16 protein-coding genes and 1 tRNA gene are annotated in these 21,505 nt (G+C 39.5%); 11 read left to right on the forward strand and 6 right to left on the reverse strand.

Translation table 11 applies throughout. The annotated features are described in order from the left end of the window. Positions 1-85: 85 nt before the first annotated feature. Positions 86-176: transfer RNA gene (locus FCS21_RS11665), tRNA-Ser, on the reverse strand. A gap of 225 nt (positions 177-401) precedes the next feature. Here FCS21_RS11665 and FCS21_RS11670 point away from each other — a divergent pair. The 3 genes from FCS21_RS11670 (at position 402) to FCS21_RS11680 (ending at position 4,249) form a co-directional block, all read left to right on the forward strand. After that, positions 402-2,348 carry a nitrilase-related carbon-nitrogen hydrolase gene (locus FCS21_RS11670; RefSeq protein WP_246047204.1) on the forward strand — a complete coding sequence of 649 codons (1,947 nt, stop codon included), beginning with the start codon at positions 402-404 and terminating at the stop codon, positions 2,346-2,348. 258 nt (positions 2,349-2,606) lie between these two features. Continuing rightward, on the forward strand, positions 2,607-3,380 hold the full coding sequence (locus FCS21_RS11675) for a substrate-binding periplasmic protein (RefSeq protein WP_138623574.1): 774 nt from the start codon (positions 2,607-2,609) through the stop codon (positions 3,378-3,380). Between the two features lie 206 nt (positions 3,381-3,586). Then, on the forward strand, positions 3,587-4,249 hold the full coding sequence (locus tag FCS21_RS11680; protein ID WP_138623576.1) for a DUF938 domain-containing protein: 663 nt from the start codon (positions 3,587-3,589) through the stop codon (positions 4,247-4,249). 84 nt (positions 4,250-4,333) lie between these two features. Here the strand turns inward: FCS21_RS11680 and FCS21_RS11685 are convergent, their stop codons facing one another. The 3 genes from FCS21_RS11685 to FCS21_RS11695 form a co-directional block, all read right to left on the reverse strand. Further along, on the reverse strand, positions 4,334-5,824 hold the full coding sequence (locus FCS21_RS11685; RefSeq protein ID WP_138623578.1) for a glutamate synthase subunit beta: 1,491 nt from the start codon (positions 5,822-5,824) through the stop codon (positions 4,334-4,336). 20 nt (positions 5,825-5,844) lie between these two features. After that, on the reverse strand, positions 5,845-10,452 hold the full coding sequence (gene gltB, locus FCS21_RS11690; protein ID WP_138623580.1) for a glutamate synthase large subunit: 4,608 nt from the start codon (positions 10,450-10,452) through the stop codon (positions 5,845-5,847). A gap of 756 nt (positions 10,453-11,208) precedes the next feature. Beyond that, complete coding sequence (locus FCS21_RS11695; protein WP_246047206.1) at positions 11,209-12,732, reverse strand: GGDEF domain-containing protein; 1,524 nt, start codon at positions 12,730-12,732, stop codon at positions 11,209-11,211. Between the two features lie 476 nt (positions 12,733-13,208). Here FCS21_RS11695 and FCS21_RS11700 point away from each other — a divergent pair, with 476 nt between their 5' ends. The 8 genes from FCS21_RS11700 to FCS21_RS11735 all read left to right on the forward strand — a co-directional run bounded on the left by FCS21_RS11700 (position 13,209) and on the right by FCS21_RS11735 (position 18,765). Beyond that, positions 13,209-14,141, forward strand: coding sequence for an urease accessory protein UreD (locus FCS21_RS11700; RefSeq protein WP_138623582.1), 933 nt, complete (start codon positions 13,209-13,211; stop codon positions 14,139-14,141). A gap of 66 nt (positions 14,142-14,207) precedes the next feature. Next, positions 14,208-14,510 (forward strand): urease subunit gamma, encoded by a 303-nt coding sequence (locus FCS21_RS11705; RefSeq protein ID WP_138623584.1) that lies wholly within the window; start codon positions 14,208-14,210, stop codon positions 14,508-14,510. A gap of 71 nt (positions 14,511-14,581) precedes the next feature. Then, positions 14,582-14,911: an urease subunit beta gene (locus FCS21_RS11710; protein ID WP_138623586.1), complete on the forward strand. Its 330-nt coding sequence runs from the start codon at positions 14,582-14,584 to the stop codon at positions 14,909-14,911. A gap of 2 nt (positions 14,912-14,913) precedes the next feature. Next, positions 14,914-16,617 carry an urease subunit alpha gene (ureC, locus tag FCS21_RS11715; protein WP_138623588.1) on the forward strand — a complete coding sequence of 568 codons (1,704 nt, stop codon included), beginning with the start codon at positions 14,914-14,916 and terminating at the stop codon, positions 16,615-16,617. Positions 16,618-16,639: 22 nt separating this feature from the next. Further along, a complete protein-coding gene (locus tag FCS21_RS11720) occupies positions 16,640-17,086 on the forward strand; it encodes an urease accessory protein UreE (RefSeq protein WP_138623590.1) in 447 nt (148 codons plus the stop codon). Next, a complete protein-coding gene (locus FCS21_RS11725; protein WP_171035692.1) occupies positions 17,076-17,807 on the forward strand; it encodes an urease accessory protein UreF in 732 nt (243 codons plus the stop codon). Before FCS21_RS11720 ends, FCS21_RS11725 begins: the two co-directional genes overlap by 11 nt. Before the next feature lie 54 nt (positions 17,808-17,861). Beyond that, positions 17,862-18,473, forward strand: a complete 612-nt coding sequence (gene ureG, locus FCS21_RS11730; protein ID WP_138623594.1) for an urease accessory protein UreG — start codon at positions 17,862-17,864, stop codon at positions 18,471-18,473. 103 nt (positions 18,474-18,576) lie between these two features. After that, complete coding sequence (locus FCS21_RS11735; protein WP_138623596.1) at positions 18,577-18,765, forward strand: hypothetical protein; 189 nt, start codon at positions 18,577-18,579, stop codon at positions 18,763-18,765. Between the two features lie 137 nt (positions 18,766-18,902). Here the strand turns inward: FCS21_RS11735 and yghU are convergent, their stop codons facing one another. Together yghU and FCS21_RS11745 are read right to left on the reverse strand one after the other, a co-directional pair. Further along, entirely contained in the window at positions 18,903-19,748 is an 846-nt protein-coding gene (gene yghU, locus FCS21_RS11740) for a glutathione-dependent disulfide-bond oxidoreductase (protein ID WP_138623598.1), read from the reverse strand. 85 nt (positions 19,749-19,833) lie between these two features. Continuing rightward, positions 19,834-21,429 (reverse strand): methyl-accepting chemotaxis protein, encoded by a 1,596-nt coding sequence (locus tag FCS21_RS11745; RefSeq protein WP_171035693.1) that lies wholly within the window; start codon positions 21,427-21,429, stop codon positions 19,834-19,836. Positions 21,430-21,505 lie beyond the last annotated feature (76 nt).

Consider the following 21,505-nt stretch of genomic DNA (forward strand, 5'->3'; position numbering starts at 1 on the left):
CATACCCTTTTATACCAAATCAAATACTTTAACGTATAACTCGTCAACTTTAGCTTATTATACAAGCTGACCAATTATTATAATGTGGCGGTGAGATAGAGATTTGAACTCTAGAAGGGCTACAAACCCTTGCCGGTTTTCAAGACCGGTGCTTTCGACCACTCAGCCATCTCACCAAGATACTTTACAAGAAATTTACTATTTCTTAAAAGTGGGCGAATTCTAAATACTGGCGAGCTATTTGTAAAGCGCTAAATGCGTAATTCGTCAAATTAAGTACTATTTATATAAAAAAAAAGACCAACTACCTTACTTTAGTTAATTAGGGAGCTATCTATTAGGGTATAAAAACTTATTAAAATAGCTTACTCGTCGGCTTTTAAGGTAAAATCCGACCAATAATGCGTAGCGCATTAACCTTAGCAATTAAAAATTCACCTGTTATATGGAAAATATACACCATGCGAGTAGCCGTTTGTCAGTTTGCCACCACATCAAATCCTCAAGAAAATTTAGCAAGCTGTATTCGTATGATAACTAAAGCAGCTTTATGCCAGCCTTCATTAATTGTATTACCCCAGTATTGTAATACACACTTTGCTCAGTCCCCCTTAGGTCACACGTTCTTTGGCGATGAACAAACACATAGTGAGCAAGCATACTATGTTGATCATAACCAAGCTTGGTATGATGCGTTAACGCTTGATGGTTCTTTTTTAAAAGAAGTCGCTGAGCAAGCAATAAAAAATCGCTGCTATATTGTTGTTAATGTTACCTTACGTCGTGATAATGTTGCTGACTTAGTCGATATTAAAGTCAATTCTATAGAAAGCAAAACAACGGCTAGCATCAAAAGCCAAGGCGATATCAGCGTGACTTCATGTTTATTCTGTCCACAAGGTAAGCTCATTCACCAAGCAGATAAGCATTGCTTATCTGCACAGGAAAAACAGTTTTTTACTGCCACGAAAAACACTGCTCAAGTAATCACAACGCCTTTAGGTACACTTGGTTTGTTATCGGGTAGCGATAGTATGAACTTTTTAGCTCCACGTGCTTTAGCCTTAAGCGGCGCACAATTATTATGTAACTCGATTAATTCAGATACCTTAGACCAAAGTAATTTACATGACCCTGCCCGCGCAGTAGAAAACAATGTATTTGTCGCAACGGCCAATAAAATAGGTTCAGGTCAAAGCCAAATAGTGTCTAATGATGGTCGAGTATTAGCCAAACTTAATAGTACAGAAGAAGGTGTTGCTTTTACCGATATAGACTTAGCTAGTTCATGCGCTACCGCTAAAACTGACACAAAAAAAAGTACCGAAAAAAGTGCTGATAGTAATATAGGCTTCAATAATAAATTTCGTCCTGATGGCACTCATATTATTAAACAACGACGCCCAGAACTTTATTTAGAGGCTGACTCTGCACCTAGCCCTAATATTTATCAGACATTAACCATAAGGCATACCGAGCAAGTCGAAGCAGCACAGCCACGCAACAGTACTGTTCACAAAGTGCCCGTGACGGCTAACGTGGCGATATTTGCTACCTACAAGGCTAATGAACATGCCATTGAAGATGTCTGTCAGTATATTGAAAATAATGTTACTGACATTATTCAATTACCTGAGTTATTTTTTGTCGCTGATAAAACCGTTACTAATGATGAACATCAAAGAGAGCGGATAACAGCCCTAAGTCGGCAATTTATTGCTCAAGTTAGCGCTGTACTTAGACCTTTTCAATACTTATGTACCAGCTTAATTATTGATGGAAAACACCAGGCGGTATTAATCAGTAAACAAGGTGTCGTGGCAACGCAGCAGCAATTACATTTTTGTCAGCGCTATCAGTGGACTGATCTTGGTGATAAGTTAGCAATCATAGCGCTACCTTTAGAGCAAGGCACTATTCGCCTTGCCATGCTAACGGCTGATGATGCCAACATAGCAGAAATAGTGAACGTGGCTGCATTAGCGACTATCCAGGTGTTACTTGTGCCTTTTGATATTCAAGAGCCGAGTGAGGTTGACTACAGTTTGTTAACTCGTGCCGCAGAAAATAGACTGTGTATTGTTGCTGCCAGTCGCGAAAAAAACTTTGCTAACGAGGTAATTACTGACATTGATAGCAACAATATCTATGGAAAAAACAAAGTTAAAGTACAAAAATCAACGGGTGTCATTATCAACTTAACCACAGACCCTAGCCTATTACCGCAATGGCGAGTGCCAAAATTTAACGGTTATATCAATCAACCACTACTGAAGCTGCAATATGGAAAAATTACCAAAGCGGTTATTCACCCTATTGCCGCTTGCACTAAGTACCAACTGTTTTAAATGCGTAAGTTGTCATTAAAAATACTGTCAATAAGTGGTAACCTCTTTGTAGAAAAGCGCTAATATGGTTATATAACTAATATGATTAATCGTTAGGTCTAACTCATTTTGCTAAATGAGGGCTTATTACATTATGTATATTTACTTTACCACCAAGCGTTATTGACTATGCTGCTACCTAGCATAACCACGCTAGGAAGGGGGTAATATACCCCATGATGTTCATTTTTTGATACAAGGTTATGGATAGACATTAATATGATAACTAATTTGATAGCTAAGCTTATTTTTATTATTATTTTTGCGGGTATCAGTTTTACTAGTTATTCAGCCAGTAAAGTAACGCTTGCCGTAGAAAATAGCTGGCCGCCTTACTCTGACAACCAAGGCAATGGTTTATCAAAAAATATCATTAAAAAAGCCTATCAAGCCGTTAATGTTGACGTTAACTTTATCGTGGTGCCTTATGCAAGAGCATTACACATGGTGAAAATAGGTAGCGTCGATGGCGCTTTTAATGTGACTAAACAAGCCAATACCGAGCGTATCTTTAGCTTTGGCGAAGAGTCGCTATTACAAGCAAAAGCATCATTTTATTATCATAAAAATTCTACCTTAGACTTTTCATCAGCAAAAAGCATTCCAGATAACACTATAATTGCCTTAATATTAGGCTATGAATACGGTGACACCTTTCAAAATAATAAACATCGTTTTAAAGAAGTTAGAGTGGTAACGCAAGAGCAAATCATCAATCTTATTCGTAAAAAAAGAGTCGATATGGCCATCATGTTTGATGAGGTTGCAAAAGATACCATGACCAAGATGGGACTAGCACACTCAGCAATCAAACAAGGGCAAATAAATCATCAGAGTGATATCTATGTGGCTTTTAATAAAAAAGCTGAGACTACCAAGGTGATTAAGTTACTTGATGAAGGTTTAAGGATTATTAAAAGCAGAACTGAGAACAATACTGAAAAAAAAGCTGAACAAACGTTATCCGTGAAGAGCGCTATTGAAGCTAACTAATACCAATCATATTAATTATCTGAACATTGCTACAGGTTGCAACCAACTACTGTGCTATTTATTTGATAATTAGAACAACTCGTTATTAAATAAAACACCTTATATTAGCTCGTTTTCTCTTCCTATAAAATAGACCACCTAATTAATGAAACTGTTGTAAATTAAGCACATCAAGTACATTCACCAACTCGAGTAAATAGAATCTAATGACTAAGCCCTATTCCCAAGCCTGTGAAAATAATAAACAACCGATTTTAGCCGTATTAAGTAAGGTATTTTCAACATCTAAGTATGTGTTGGAGATTGGCTCAGGCACTGGGCAACATGCGGTTTATTTTGGTGAAAATCTACCACACCTTACCTGGCAAACCAGCGATTTAGCGACCAACCATGCTGGCATTAATGCCTGGCTAAATGAAGCGGCTTTGCTTAATGTCAAAAGCCCTATTGTTATTGATTTACATGACACTTGGTCATTAGCGGATGCTGTTAATAAGCCTAGTGATGACGGGCAAGATAATACAACTGAACGTCAGTCTATTGATGGCGTATACACCGCGAACACGTTACATATTATCAGTTGGCCATTAGTGATTAAATTTTTTGAAGGTATTTCAAAAAATTTAGCTGTCAACGGCGCTGTTTGTATTTATGGACCGTTTAAATATGATGGGAAATTTACCAGCGAAAGTAATGCCAGCTTTGATGGCCGACTTAAAGAGGCAGATCCCACGCGTGGTATTCGCGATATAGAAGCAATATTAACCTTAGCAGATTCAGCTGGACTTAACTTGATAGACGACCATGAAATGCCTGCCAATAATCGATTATTAGTGTTCTCTAAAGTTAAGCCTAGTAGCAGGTTGTAGCAGATAAATCTCCCACCTAAAAATTCTACGCATAAAAAAACGTAGCTAAAAGCTACGTTTTTAAGGTTAGTTGTCGCTACTTGCTTAAGGCAGGTAGCTATTTCCCATTAAGTAGGTATCTACTTCACGGGCGCAACGACGACCTTCATCAATTGCCCAAACAATTAAACTTTGACCACGACGACCATCACCTGCAGCAAAAATACCTGGTTTGCTAGTCGCAAACTTATCGTATTCTGCAGCAATGTTTGAACGATTATCTTGCTCAAGACCAAATTGCTCAACTAAGCCACCTTCAGGCCCCATAAAGCCCATCGCTATAAGGACGATATCAGCAGGAATAACTTTTTCACTACCCGCGACTTCTTGTGGGAACATTTGACCTTTATCATTACGCTCCCAAGTGATATCAACCGTATGAACCGCTTTCACATTACCTTGACCATCACTTTCAATTTTTTTAGTTTGCACTAAATATTGACGAGGATCTTGTCCTTGAATGGCAATCGCTTCTTTTTGACCGTAATCAACCAATAAGCGTTTTGGCCATTGTGGCCAAGGGTTGCTTGCTTCTTCACGCGCTTCTGGTGGACGCGGCATGATTTCTAGTTGGATAGCGCTGGCACATTGGTGACGTAATGAAGTACCAATACAATCTGTACCAGTATCACCACCGCCAATAACGACGACATTTTTGCCTTGAGCATTAATGAACTGACCATCTTTGTGTTCGCTATCAAGTAAGCTTTTCGTGTTAGCCGTTAAAAAGTCCATCGCAAAATGAACACCGTTAAGTTCACGACCTTCAACAGGTAGGTCGCGCGGTACAGTAGCACCTATACATAACACCACTGAATCAAAGTCTTTTTCAAGCTGCTCAACACTAATGTCTTTACCTACGTTGGTGTTAGTAACAAAGACAATACCTTCTTCTGCTAAAATATCAACACGACGTTGCACTAATTCTTTTTGCAACTTCATGTTTGGGATACCGTACATTAGCAAGCCACCAATACGGTCAGCACGCTCATAAACTGTCACCATATGACCAGCTTTATTAAGTTGTGCCGCAGCGGCAAGTCCCGCAGGCCCTGAGCCAATTACCGCAACGGTTTTACCGGTACGTGCTGATGGCGGCTGAGCAACAACCCAACCTTCTTTGAAAGCGTGATCAATAATTTCTTTTTCATGTAACTTAATTGCCACAGGGTCAGCATTAATACCTAATACACAGGCACCTTCACAAGGCGCTGGGCAAACTCGCCCTGTAAATTCAGGGAAGTTATTAGTTTTATGCAATAACTCAATAGCATCTTTCCAGCGGCCTCGATAAATAAGGTCATTCCACTCAGGAATAACATTATTAACCGGACAACCTGCAACAACGGGTGCAAACTCTGACTTTGCCGATTGGCAAAAAGGTACACCACAATCCATACAACGAGAAGCCTGCTTCTCTACATCGCTTTGTGGAATATCTTCATACACTTCAAGCCAGTCAATTAGACGGTCACCTGCATCGCGTTCAGTTGGCAAGGCACGACCTACGTTGATAAATCCTGTTGGATTTCCCATAATATATTCTCCTCGTCAGCTTAAGCTTTAGCGCTAGCTATATTATTTAAATGGATGTCGAAAGCTTCAACGGCAATGTCATATTCTGACTCAAACTTGCCGCTTTCTCGTACGTCATTCATGTAACCTTGCATACGTTTGTAATCAACAGGCATTACTTTAACGAAGCGCTTAACACTGCTCTGCCAATCTTTTAATAATTCGCTAGCCACATCTGAGCCTGTTGCGTCAAAGTGCTGGGTAATTAAACCTTTTAACTCTTCACTTTCTGCATCAGTATCAACGGTTTCTAAGGCAACCATTTCCATATTACATTTAGCCGCGAAGTCGTTTTTATTATCAAGTACATAAGCAATACCACCTGACATACCCGCGGCAAAGTTACGACCCGTATTACCTAGAACAACGGCTTTACCACCAGTCATGTATTCACAACCGTGATCGCCAACCCCTTCAACAACCGCGGTAGCACCGGAGTTACGTACACAGAAGCGCTCACCCGCAATACCACGAATAAAGGCTGTACCTGAGGTTGCACCAAAGAAGGCCACATTACCAATTAAGATATTTTCACTGGCTGAGAACGTCGCTTGCTTACTTGGGTATACCACTAAGTTTGCGCCTGACAATCCTTTACCAAAGTAATCATTAGCATCGCCTTCAAGTTCAAAACGCAAACCTTTAGCAGAGAAACAACCAAAACTTTGACCAGCAGAGCCGTTAAACTTAACGTTAATCGTGTTTTCAGGTAAACCTTGTTCATGATACTTTTTAGAAATTTCGTTAGAAATCATTGCACCAATGGTTCTATCGGTATTAATAACATCATATTCAAGTGAAACGCTTTGCTGATTATCAAGGGCTACTTGCGCATCCTTAATCATCTGGCGATCGATAATATCGTCAATCAAATGCTTTTGTTCGATAGATTTATACAAGGTTTCATTTTCACCACATTCTTCTTTATGCAATAGTGGTTTTAAATCAACACCTTGGTATTTCCAATGGTCAACATTTTCAAGTTGCTTAAGACACTGGGTTTGACCAACCATTTCTTCAATACTTCTAAAACCAAGCTCAGCCATGATTTCACGTAACCCTTGTGCCATCATGGTAAAGAAGTTAACAAGAATATCAGCACGACCGGTAAATTTATCACGTAAACCTTTATCTTGTGTGGCAATGCCAACAGGACAAGTGTTTAAGTGACACTTACGCATCATGATACAACCTTCAACGACTAATGCCGTTGTGGCCATACCGTATTCTTCCGCGCCAAGTAAAGTAGCAATAGCTAAGTCACGAGGGGTTTTAAGTTGACCATCAGTTTGTACGGTAATACGGCTACGCAGTTTATTACGTACCAAGGTTTGATGGGTTTCAGCTAAACCAAGTTCCCATGGTAAGCCGGTATGTTTAATTGAACTCAGTGGTGAAGCACCTGTACCACCATCATGACCCGCAATAAGTACAACATCAGCGTAGGCTTTAGTTACCCCTGAAGCGATAGTACCCACACCGGCTTCTGACACTAACTTAACGTTAACGCGTGCATCACGGTTAGCATTTTTAAGATCAAAAATAAGCTGAGATAAATCTTCAATCGAGTAAATATCGTGATGTGGTGGTGGTGAAATTAAACCAACACCCGGTGTTGAACCACGAGTTTTACCAATCCAAGCATCAACTTTGTCGCCCGGTAATTGACCACCCTCACCTGGTTTAGCGCCCTGCGCCATTTTAATTTGTAGTTCGTCTGCATTAGTCAAATAATGACTAGTAACACCAAAACGACCTGAGGCGACTTGCTTAATACGTGAGTTCATCGAATCGCCATTTTTTAACGGCGTATAACGAATAGGATCTTCACCACCTTCACCACTGTTACTCTTACCGCCAATACGGTTCATAGCGATGGCTAACGTAGTGTGTGCTTCCCACGAAATGGAACCAAATGACATGGCACCTGAGGCAAAACGTTTGAAGATATTTTCAATCGGCTCTACTTCACTTAAGGCAATTGCAGGACGATCGCTAGTTAGTTCCAATAAGCCACGTAAAGTAAAGGCTTCTTTACTTTGATCATCGACTGTTTTGGCATACTGCTTAAATTGAGCCGTATCATTACTGGCTGTTGAGTGCTGTAGTAAACGGATCACAGTTGGGCTAAATAAGTGACGTTCGCCATCATTGCGCCATGAGTATTCACCGCCTGTTGGCAATAAGTTTTCAATAGCAATACGATTCGCTTCTGGGAAGCCTTCACGGTGGCGTAACAAGGCTTCTTGCGCTATTTGATCTAAGCTTAAGCCGCCAATTCGACTAACCGTACCCGTAAAGTACTGGTCAATAACGTCTGAGTTAATACCTAAGGCTTCAAACACTTGCGCGCCTAAATATGACTGTAGCGTTGAGATACCCATTTTAGAGAAGGTTTTTAATAAACCACTGCCAACGGCTGCGATATATTTTTCTGTAATTTGATCATTTGATAAATTAGTATCAAGCACACCTTCATCACGTAAACCGAACATACTTTCTAATGCTAAGTAAGGGTTTACCGCGGCGGCGCCGTAACCAATCACAGCAGCAAAATGGTGTGTCTCACGAATATCACCTGATTCAAGAATAATATCGGCGTTTGAACGTAATTTTTCACGAATTAAATAATGATGAACGGCGGCTGTTGCTAATATTGAAGGGATAGCAACATGATCACTGTCAACTTCACGATCACTGAGAATAAGTATTTCATAATCATCTTCAACCGCATTTTTTGCATATAAACAAATACGATCAAGGGCTTTTTTCAGTGCACCTGGTCCACCACTTGCTTTAAACGTAATACTAATAACTTTTGCTTGTAGATGGTCGTTATCAATATATTGTAATTTACGTAACTGCTCGTTAGTTAACACTGGTTGAGTAATTTCAACTTTATGACAATGCCCTGCAGTTTCTTCAAGTAAGTTAAGCGATCTACCGATATAACCACGTAATGACATCACTAACTCTTCACGGATAGGATCAATTGGCGGGTTAGTCACTTGTGCAAATAATTGCTTGAAGTAATGCGATAGTTGTTGTGGACGATGAGACAATACCGCTAATGGCGTATCGGTGCCCATAGCGCCTAATGGCTCTTTTGATGTGCCAACCATACCAGCAAGTACTAGGTTAAGATCTTCACTAGTATAACCAAACGCTTTTTGTATTTTACGCAACTCTTTTACCGGTGGCTGGGCAATAGAAGCCCGAGGTACTGGTAATTTATCTAACTCAATTTTGTTGTTTGCTAACCACTGACCATAAGGCTGTGACGCACTGACTTGTTGCTTAACTTCTTCATCACTAATGATGCGGCCTTGCGTTAAATCCGCAATAAAAATTTTACCTGGCTGTAAACGACCCTTTTCTACAACAGTAGACTGATCAACACACAAGGTGCCTGTTTCAGAGCCCATTACCAAGGTACCATCTTGCGTTAATAAGTAACGTGATGGACGTAGACCATTACGGTCAAGTGTGGCGCCAATAATATTACCATCAGTAAATGATAATGAAGCTGGGCCATCCCAAGGTTCCATAATACAAGCATAATACTCATAAAAGGCTTTTCTGGTGGCGTCCATATCTGTTTGTGTTTGCCAAGCTTCTGGCACCATCATCATCATCACTTGCGCAAGAGGACGGCCGCTTAACACCAATAACTCAATAGCCATATCTAGGTTAGCTGAATCTGAGTTATCTTTGTTACAAATAGGGTTTAACATTTTCAATTCAGCGTCACTAAAGTTGACTGAACTAAATAACGCTTCGCGAGCATTCATCCAATTTACGTTACCGCGTACGGTGTTAATTTCACCGTTGTGCGCTATATAACGAAATGGTTGTGCTCTGCGCCACGCTGGAAAGGTATTGGTTGAGAAGCGAGAATGGAACATAGCCATGCCCGAGATAGTGCGTTCGTCTTGAAGATCTAGGTAATATTGACGTACTTGCTCGGTGGTAAATTGTCCTTTATAAACAATTTTAGTTGATGACATTGACGTAACATAAAACTCGTCGCGTTCGGTAATGTTTAAACCGTTAATTTTATGCGAGGTATATTTACGTAATACAAAGAGCTTACGTTCAAATTCTTGTGCGCTTAATTTAGCAGGTTTAGCAATAAAGACCTGCTCAATGTTTGGTTCGCTATTTAATGAATCAGCACCTAACATTGAATTGTCACCTGGGACATTACGATAACCTAATAAGGTTAAGCCCAGTTCTTTAATATTATCGTTTAATATTTTTCGACATGCTTCGCTCTGCTCTTCAGTATTTGGGAAGAAAATCATGCCAACGCCGTACTCGCCAGCATCAGGTAAAGTAAAGCCTATTGTTGCCGTTTCTTGGCTGAAGAAATCATGGGGTATTTGAATAAGGATACCAGCACCGTCGCCACTTTTGACGTCAAAACCAGTACCACCACGATGTTCCATACAACTCAACATGGTGAGTGCATTTTCAATAATATCGTGAGATTTTTTACCCTTTAGGTTAGCGACAAAACCGATGCCACAACTATCATGTTCAAACTCGGCGCGATAAAGGCCTTGGGATTTTTTGCTCATATCATTCATTGTTTATTCCTATTCCATTCAATTACTTAAATTAGCTGATTTTATCGGCAAACAAGTAATCTACTTTTTTTAATGATCAAAGTGTGCGCTACTGATTCCTTCAGAGTATTACTTAGAGTTTCTTGAACAGAGATCGCCAAACTTCTACTGAGTTTTTATTAAGACGATATGTAATTAATGAAAACCATTCTTTAATGCGGAGGGCAAAATTACGCGTAAAATAACGCTGAGTCAACCTTTTATGAATATATATACAAATTATTTGAATATATAAAAATATTTTTTATTATTAAAAAATATTAATTATCGTAATTGTAAAAGGTTTTAAATAAAATTTAGTTAATTAAAATCAATTACTTAATTGGTTGTTGTAATTATATAAATATTTTTTATAGCAAGAGTCTTCAGTAAAAGACTGATAAAATGTAATAAACTTCGTCATATACTCTCTATACACACTGTATATATAACAAATAGCGATACTACAAAGCTACTTTACTAAATAACATCTAGTTGGCTATAACGAGAAACGCCCTTAACGCCAGCATCGATTAATCAGGTGTGTTATATAGCAATACCAAAGTACAACAAAAGTGTGACTATTGTATGACTTAAAGCTTGTATATTAATTATTCAGCATACAGGCTAGTTAATATACTATTATTTGCGAGTAAAGCGCTTGTCTTTTTTTCCTAAAATGATAATAAATTACTCTTAAGCTACACTCCTTAAACTATACTGTATAAAAAGACAGCATTAGACAAAAGCATAATTATTCTTGCCTTGTCGCTTTATTTTATACATGGCTTGATCAGCTAAATGAACTAACTCCTTAGGGTTAACGCTATTGTCTGGATATAAAGCAATACCAATACTTATACCAATACATATTTCGTCGTGATCAAGGGTATAAGGTTTTGCGACGGCGCTCAGTATTTTTTCCGCGATGACTATAACGCAGTCTTTATCGGGTATATTCGTCAGTAGTATCCAAAATTCGTCACCGCCAACACGGGCTACTGTATCAACGGCTCTGACACTGGTAGAAAGTCGAGTAGCTGTTTCTTTTAATACATAGTCACCGGCATCATGACCAATAGAGTCATTAATTTTCTTAAAACCGTCAATATCAACAAATAAAACGGCTATTTTCGTTTCTTTGCGCTTGGCTATCGCTAAAGCGCTCATTAAGCGATCCATGGCAAGTCGTCTGGTAGGCAACCCGGTTAGTACATCATGATTAGCCATATGAAGAATACGCTCTTCTGCATTTTTCAACGCCGTAATATCTTCTTTGACAGCGACATAATGACTGATAATGCCATTTCTTTGCTTAACCGGTGCTATTGACGCTATTTCCCAAAAAAGCTCACCATTTTTTTTGCGATTATGAAACTCGCCTCGCCAAGTATTTCCTTCAGCTAATGTGCTCCAAAGCGTATCGTATTTTTCAGGCAATGTTTCACCTGAGTGCAACACACGAGGGTTTTTACCTATTACGTCATCTAGTAAATAACCTGTTTTCTCGGTAAAGGCGGGATTAACAAATTCAATAGCACCATTCGTATCAGTAATAATGATGGATGATGCGGATTGATTAACGGCAAGCGAAGTTATCCGCAGTTCTGCTTCTAAAGCAGCGTAGGTCAGTAAAATCAGTGTTATTGGAATAGCTCCGAGGATAAAGATCCCTGCAAGAAAGACAAATGACGTCGACATACTAGGGTACATAAGAAAGCTGTCAAAAGGAGATATAAGTGCTATCACTCCTCGCGTGCCATGAAAAAGACCAAACAAACCGAAAACAGCCGCTACAGAAAACCCAGCTGACCGCCAAGGTGCTTTTTTATTGCTTAACAAAGTAATAACAATCGTCAAACAAGTGATCATGAATGCCGTAGAAAGCGTCGCAATTCTTATATTTATATTTTTATCGATAAAATAAAAATAATAAAACAATACAGCGGTAATGAGAGGGACAGAAAAATTTAAAAAAAGTAAGGGGGGTCGATCAGCAAAAATACGAATACCGTGCAGAATAAACACAAAGCCAAACACATAAAACGAGTTAGCAATCACGAAAGAAAGAAAATCGGGAAAAATACCTTGCCCTGATATCAAAATACTCGCCATTGAAATACACGACATACCAATAGCCCAAAAACCTGCACCGTTGTGGCGAGTCTGTGATAGCCATAGAAAAACTAGAGCAATAGCAGAGCCGATAGATGCAAGGGTTGTTACAACAAGAAGTGTACGGATATCCAGTTCAAGCATCATAGCCCCGCTCAATAGAATTACATTTTGGTAAGTTTACTTTGAATTAACTTTATTTTCCCTTAAAAAGTAAACTTGCTCAACATTAAGTTAGGCCCCGTTCTATGCACTATATAAGTGCTTAAGCACTTATATAGTGCATAGAGAACGATTCGAGTGCATAAGAGCGTTATGACCAATGAGTAAACGTTTATTTACTCTTGTGCTCATTACGCCTTAAATACCTTCTGTACATGATTCAACGGAAAATAAAATAAATAATTGTTATATAAAGACAATATCAACATTTTAACTTATTCATCTAATAATATTTAGCTATTTAAGATCTTTTTTAATCTGCTAACAACATTGAAAAACAGGGTGTTTTTTATTTTTTGGCTCAATATATGCTTTATCTGAGATATAAGTCTGATAGTAGTAATTTTTCAATACTATTCTAGCCTTTACACTAGCTAGAATAAAAAGTAGTCAAAATAATAATGTTCACCAATACAGTAAAAAAGCATCTCGCAACGAGCACTCATAATGTATCGATGCACGATACGCCTAAAAATGCATGGCTTGCCAGCTTATGTTTAGAGTTTAGTTTAACGCCAAGTGGTAGCCAACTTACCCATACTAAACGTAATGGTCCGCTCAGTGTACAAAAAGCCTTTTATCCTGAAGGGCGAGATTGTGCCCATATTTACTTATTACATCCTCCTGCCGGTATTGTTTCAGGTGATGAACTGCGAATAAGTATCAAGGTTAACGAGCAAGCTCACGCTCTAGTGACTACGCCTGGTGCCAATCGCTTTTATCGAGCGCGTAAAGACCTGTCTATTGGCGACTCAAAACAGCTTCAGCATGGTAATATTTTTATCGCTAAACAAGCCAAATGTGAGAATTTTCCATTAGAAACCATTGTTTATGAAGGCGCTGATGGTTTTAACACCGTTGATGTCCACTTAACAAATGACAGTGCTTACTTAGGTTGGGATATTACCTGCTTAGGCCTACCAAGCTCTGGTCTGCTATTTAACAATGGCCATTATAGCCAATTAAATAGAGTGTATTGTGACAACACCTTGATCTATCACGACAGAATATCAATTAAGCCTGATAATGAAATATACCAACATAGAGCTGGCTTAAACAACCTTAGTGTTTTTGGGACTTTTATGGCTTATGCGCCAGCAGGACAACTTGATGAGAAGAATAAAAAAGTACTTATTGCGCAATTACGTGACTGCATTATTGCAGCGAATGCCGAGACAAAAATTAGTATTAGCCAAATACGTCAGCTACTCGTGATACGTTATTTAGGTGAGCATGCTCAAGAATGCAAAGCACTATTTATTCTCTTATGGCAAAAAATCAGACCCCTATACCTTAATAAAGAAGCAAGCATTCCTCGGGTTTGGCATACCTAACATCGTTTAAGTTTAAGTTTAAGTTTAAGTTTAAGTTTAAGTTTAAGTAAAACAATAGAGAACATTATGGATTTATTACCAAGAGAAAAAGACAAGCTACTGCTTTTTACTGCGGCATTATTAGCAGAGCGTCGTTTAAAACGAGGCGTAAAATTAAATTATCCAGAAGCAATGGCTTACATTTCTATGGAAATTGTTGAAGGTGCCCGTGACGGTAAAACCGTTGCGCAAATGATGGATTATGGCCGCACACTGTTAACTCGCGATCAAGTCATGGACGGTGTCGCCGAGTTAATTGCTGAAGTACAAGTTGAAGCAACCTTCACTGATGGCACTAAACTTGTCACCGTTCATAATCCCATTATCTAGAAAATATATAGTGTAGATACCATTTAACAAAACAGTGTTAACTGAAAAAGTTAAACAACAGAGAATAAAATATGATCCCTGGTGAAATAAAAACCGACGCTGGCAACCGCGAAATGAATGTGGGTCGTCAACCATTAATAATAACGGTGGCTAATGCTGGTGATAGACCCATTCAAGTTGGCTCACATTATCATTTTTACGAAGTTAATCCTGCCTTACATTTTGATCGTCAATCTGCCTTAGGTTACCGCTTAGATATTACCTCAGGAACCGCTATTCGTTTTGAACCAGGACAAACGCGGCAAGTCATCCTTATTCCTTTTCGTGGTAAACGTCGTGTATTTGGCTTTCGCGCTGAAGTACAAGGGTCGATAGAAGCTCATATAGGAGAGAAGAAGTAACCATGGCTATTATTGATAAAAATGCTTACGCGCATATGTTTGGACCAACCGTTGGCGACCGTGTTCGTTTAGCCGATACCGATTTATGGCTAGAAGTTGAAAAAGATTTTACTAAGTACGGCGAAGAAGTTAAATTTGGTGGCGGTAAAGTTATTCGTGATGGTATGGGACAAAGCCAAGCATCATGTTTTGAAACGGTTGACTTAGTTATCACTAACGCCCTCATTCTTGATCACTGGGGCATTGTTAAAGCCGATGTTGGCATTAAAAATGGACGTATTACCCTTATCGGTAAAGCAGGCAACCCTGATATTCAAGATAATATTGATATTGAAATAGGTCCAGGTACCGAAGTTATCGCGGGCGAAGGACAAATTCTTACTGCTGGTGGCATAGACGCCCATATTCATTTTATTTGTCCGCAACAAATCGACGAAGCATTAATGTCAGGTGTTACTACCATGATTGGCGGAGGAACAGGCCCTGCAACAGGCAGTAAGGCGACCACTTGTACCCCAGGTCCTTGGTATATTCATAAGATGTTGCAAGCAACAAACGACTTTCCGATGAACTTTGGTTTTTTAGGTAAAGGTAATGCAAGTTTACCAATTGCACTAGAAGAGCAAATTGAAGCTGGTGTTTGTGGCTTAAAGTTACATGAAGATTGGGGCACTACACCGGCTGCGATTGATAATTGCTTATCGGTTGCTGAACGTTACGACGTGCAAATAGCTATACATACCGATACCTTAAATGAGTCTGGTTTTGTTGAAGATACTTTAGCTGCCTTTAAAGGTCGTACTATTCACACTTATCATACCGAAGGCGCTGGTGGTGGACATTCCCCTGATATAATTCGTGCTTGTGGTGAACCTAATGTTTTGCCCTCTTCAACGAACCCAACTCGCCCTTATACCATTAATACTATTGATGAACATTTAGACATGCTGATGGTATGCCACCATTTAGACCCCTCTATTCCTGAAGATATTGCCTTTGCTGATTCGCGTATTCGCAAAGAGAGTATTGCTGCAGAAGATATCATGCATGACTTAGGTGCTATCAGTATGATCTCCTCTGACTCACAAGCGATGGGCCGTGTCGGTGAGATGATCACGCGTACTTGGCAAACAGCGCATAAAATGAAACAGCAACGTGGACCTTTAGCGCCAGATACTGAGCGAAATGATAATTTTCGCATCAAACGTTATATTGCAAAATACACCATAAACCCAGCGATAAGCCATGGTATCAGCCATGAAGTTGGTTCGGTAGAAGTGGGGAAACTGGCTGATTTAGTCTTATGGAAACCTGCATTTTTTGGTATCAAACCAGCAATGATTTTAAAGTCAGGCATGATTGTCGCAGCGCCAATGGGTGATGCTAATGCCTCTATTCCAACACCACAACCGGTTTATTACCGTCCAATGTTTGCTGCCTTTGGTAGTGCTGCAGCAAAAACGTCGATGACCTTTATGTCTCAAGCCTCAATTGACGCTAACGTTCCTGAAAAAATAGGGATGACGCGTATGGTCGGGGTGTGTAAAAACACTCGAAATATTGGTAAGGACGATATGATTCATAACAACTGGCAACCAAAAATAGAAGTCGATGCACAAACCTATGAAGTAAGGGCAAATGGTGAACTATTAACCTGCGAGCCCGCTAGCACATTACCACTTGCCCAATTATATTGTCTATTTTAATGAGAAAGAATTAGGAAATTACATGTTACAAGCATACCAACGTTTTAGTCATACCCACAGCGACATAACGGATTCAATAACGTTAGATCAAGATACCCGTAAAAAAGCCCGTATTAAAGGTAAAACCGACGGCGGTGTCGACATTGGTATTTTTATGGAGCGCGGCCATCCCTTATTAGTCGGTGAGGTATTAAAAACTGAGTGTGGTTTATTTATTGAAATTAAAGGTCAAGCAGAGCCCGTATCAACAGCCATCGCTACTGACTGGTTAACATTTTGCAAAGTGTGTTATCACTTAGGTAACCGCCATACCTCACTGCAAATTGGTGAGTTATGGGTGCGTTTTAAGCCTGATAATGTATTAGAAGAGCTTGCTGAAAAGTATGGTTTAATTATTGATCATACCCCAACAATATTTGAACCTGAAAATGGTGCCTACAGTAACAGTAGACACACACATGATCACTAAACCCGCCAATTCGATTCAGCTCAATCGACTTTTGCAACTGTGCAGTGCTAACTTGCCCGTGGGCGGTTTTTCCTTTTCGCAAGGATTAGAGTATGGCGTTGAAATGGGTTGGTTAACCTCACCTCAAACAACGGCTAGTTGGATAAATATTAATTTACAAGAGTCGATAGCTCAAACCGACTTAGCGATTTTAAAGCGATTATTTAACGCACTATCTCTTCATGATGCTCCGGATGAGTCATCCCATAATAAGGACTATGATTTAACCGCTTTTATCTACTGGAATAATCATTTAATTGCTTGTCGAGAAAGTCATGAATTATTACTGGCCGACTTAGCCATGGGCAAAGCGTTAATTAGGCTAATTAAACAACTCGATAAGATTAACATCGACGCGTATCAAGCAATTATAGCATTACCTGAGATCAGCTTTGTCAGTGCCTTTGCACTTTGTGCTTATGTGTTTCAACTTGACTTAATGTCAGCACAAAGTGGTTATTGTTGGACATACATAGATAACCAAGTCGCTGCGGCAACAAAACTAGTGCCACTTGGGCAAACGCAAGCACAAAACCTATTATTTGAGTTAACCATGAATACAGAATTAATTATTGAAAAAGCCAATGCTATTGGCGATGACGATATAGGTAGCAGTTTACCGCACTTAGCTATGGCCAGTGCCTGGCATGAAACGCAATACTCACGCCTTTTTCGCTCGTAATACTAGGCGTAGAAAAGACACACTTATTTTAAAATAACGTTAAGAGAACTACATATGAAAAAACAGGTTTTACGTATTGGCGTTGGCGGCCCCGTTGGCTCAGGAAAAACAGCCTTATTACGCGAGTTATGTTTAGCACTACGTGACAAGTACAATATGGCTGTCGTAACCAACGACATTTATACCCGTGAAGATGCTGAATTTTTAACTAAACATGGTGCGCTCGCTGCGGACAGAATTATGGGTGTTGAAACAGGCGGTTGCCCTCATACCGCCATTCGTGAAGATGCCTCAATGAATTTAGCCGCTATTGATGAGTTACAGGCATTGCACCCTGATTTAGATTTTGTCTTAGTTGAAAGCGGCGGTGATAACTTAAGCGCCACATTTAGCCCTGAATTATCAGATTTAACTCTTTATGTTATTGATGTGTCCGCTGGTGATAAAATTCCGCGTAAAGGCGGTCCTGGTATTACCAAGTCTGACTTGTTAATTATAAATAAAATTGACGTCGCTGATTTAGTCGGTGCTTCGCTTGATGTGATGGCAAGAGATACTAAAAAAATGCGCGGCGATAAAAAGTTTATTTTCTCAAATATGAAAACGCAACAAGGCCTAGCAGAGATTATTGAATTTATTGAAAAAGAAGGTATGCTGAAAATTTAGCCTTTTAGCTAAGTGTTACTGGGCACGAATACAATCACGATACACTCGAACAACACATTTAACTTTCATCTAACTATTCATTAGTACAAATTAAGGATCCAACATGAAATTTTTAACTATTATCATTAGCTTTATCACCCTGTTTTCAGGGCAAGCATTCGCACATACTGACCATGCTCTAGGTGAAGGCTCTCTGCATGCCTTTTATCATACTGTATTTTGGACACTCTTCGCTATCGTGATATATAAAGCCTATGTCTGGTTTAAAAAGAAAAAGTCTCAGAAAAATTAAGTCTGTTTGAAATAAATTATGTCCCCGATTAAGTCTGATCAGGGGCATAATAGATATACGTTCAGCTGATAAATTAGGCGATAGCTAAGGTAATAAACCTAGGTAACCATTTAAGACGATATTTTCGGTTACCCCACCTAGCTGATTTTAAAATCACTGGCGTCATGACGCTCAGGTAACTGCTCATCTAACTCACCCCAAGTACGATTCACCATTACTCCACGCTTTACTGCCGCTCGCTGAGCGATTTGTTCAGTCCAACGCACTAAGTGTTTATACGAGTGTGTTTGTAAAAACTCTGCCGCCTCATAAACTCTATTTTGTACTAAAGCCCCATACCATGGCCAAATAGCCATGTCGGCAATCGTATATTGGTCACCGCACATATACTGGTTATTAGCCAAATGACGGTCGAGTACATCAAGTTGTCGCTTAACTTCCATGGTAAACCGCTCAATCGGATATTCAAACTTTTCTGGTGCATAAGCATAAAAATGACCAAAGCCACCACCTAAGTACGGTCCACTGCCTACTTGCCAAAACAACCACGATAAGCATTGTGATCTTAACAAGGTCTCTTGAGGTAAAAATTGGCCAAACTTCTCGGCTAAATACAACAGTATCGCGCCAGACTCAAAAATAGGTAATTTATTATCACCACTATGATCAACTAAGGCGGGTATTTTAGAATTAGGATTTATCTCGACAAACCCCGAGCCAAATTGCTCCCCTTCCATAATATCAATTAAGTAAGCATCATATTCAGCGTCCTTTATACCTAATGCTAATAGCTCTTCCAATAAAATGGTCACTTTAACGCCATTAGGTGTTGCTAACGAATAAAGCTGTAAAGGATGCTTACCTATAGGCAACTCTGCTTGATGTGTTGCGCCAGCGATAGGACGATTGATACTAGCAAATTTACCACCACTTGCGCAGTTCCATTGCCAAATTGTTGGTGGTACATAAGTCTGGTCAGACATTGTTAACTCCGTCATTATTAAAACTCGAGCATGTTCGAGGTGATAAGTAATTTATAAGCAAGCTGTTTATAGATCACCAAACGAACTACTGATTACTATAACTGTGGACAATACCATGCAAGCGCTGCGTCAGCTTTGTCAATTGCTGGCTTGAGTCTTGATTAACTTGAGCATGATTAGCGGTTGATTGTGAAGAATCACTGATCATTTGTACCTTATCTAGCATATTAGAGACCACAACCGCTTGTTGCTCTGCTGCGCACGATATTAGGGTGTTTAATTGATTGTTTTGACCACTACGTGCACTTATTCGTGCTAATGCCTCTTGTGACAAGTTGGTTTGAGCAACACTGCCTGTTGCTAAAGGCATACTAGCCGCCATTACGTTAACCGCTTTATGCGTACTGTCTTGTAAACGGGCGATCATTTTTTCAATATCAACCACTGATCCCTGAGTGCGACCGGCAAGGCTACGCACTTCATCAGCAACGACAGCAAAACCTCGACCTTGTTCGCCAGCCCTAGCCGCTTCAATCGCTGCATTTAATGCCAACAAATTAGTTTGTTCGGCTACCGACTGAATAACAGTTAGAATATCAGTAATGCCTTTGCTGTCTTGCGCTAACGATTGAATAACCCCAGTCGCTTCATTAATATTGTCTGCTAAAGTTGTTATATGTTCAGCGGTTTGCACAACGGTGCTTTGCCCGTCAGCAGTCATCGCTTCTACTTCGTGAGTCCCTTGTAAAGCATCATTAGTATTTTTGGCAATATCAGTAACTGTGGCAGACATTTGCTCCATCGCGATAACAACTTGTTCGATATCTTCTTTTTGACGATTTATTTCTGTTTGTGTATGTAATGCGGTATTTTTGGTTAACTCTGTTTGCGCTACGAGCTCTTCAACGGCTTCACTTACCCGATTAAGCGCTGTATTGAGTTTGGCTTTGAGTACTTCAACAGTTAACACTAATTGACCTACTTCATCTTGGCGACCAGTATATACCTGCACTGCTAGATCATTATCAATAATAGAGCGAGTGTTATTTGTTGCTATGCGTAAGCTCGTTGTCATGGCATATAGAACTAGCCAAGTTAGCAGTAAGGTTACGCCAGCCGTTGCACCCAGTAGTGGTAAATTGTTATCAGGTAGCACATAAGCTAATAAGCCAAAAGCTGGTAATATTACGCTAGTTAATGCTAAACCCAGCTTAAGGTGGGTACTGCGTGTGAATAACGACAATAGCCTACTGGTCTTTATCGACTTACTGTGGTCTTTTTGCTGTTGTAAATACAGTTTTTCTGCCCGTGAAATACACTCAGCTGTAGGGCGTGTTCTAATCGATTCTATACCAACGAGTTTTCCGTGTTCATAAATTGGCGTAAAGTACACATTAGCCCAATAATGATCGCCATTACGGCAGCGGTTTTTAAGGATCGCCACATAGGCTTTACCTAATTGCAGTGATTCATAAAGATCGCCAGGAAAAGAGGCTGGCATACAGCCAGCACCAAACATTTTTTGATGATTACCAATGACGTCGTCAGCTGTATATTGAGTAAAATGATAAAGTTGTTCATTACAGTAATTAACTTGACCGGTTAAATCCGATGTTGATATTAACGCACTATGTTCACCAATATGTCGTTCATGCCCAGTTAATTTAGTTGCTTCTACCATATAATATCTCCATATAATATCTTGAGGTTCTACTGACCCCTTACGGTTAAACGGTATTATTATCAACCGCATAACT

It is taken from the genome of Colwellia ponticola (assembly GCF_005885605.1).
GTDB lineage: Bacteria > Pseudomonadota > Gammaproteobacteria > Enterobacterales > Alteromonadaceae > Colwellia > Colwellia ponticola.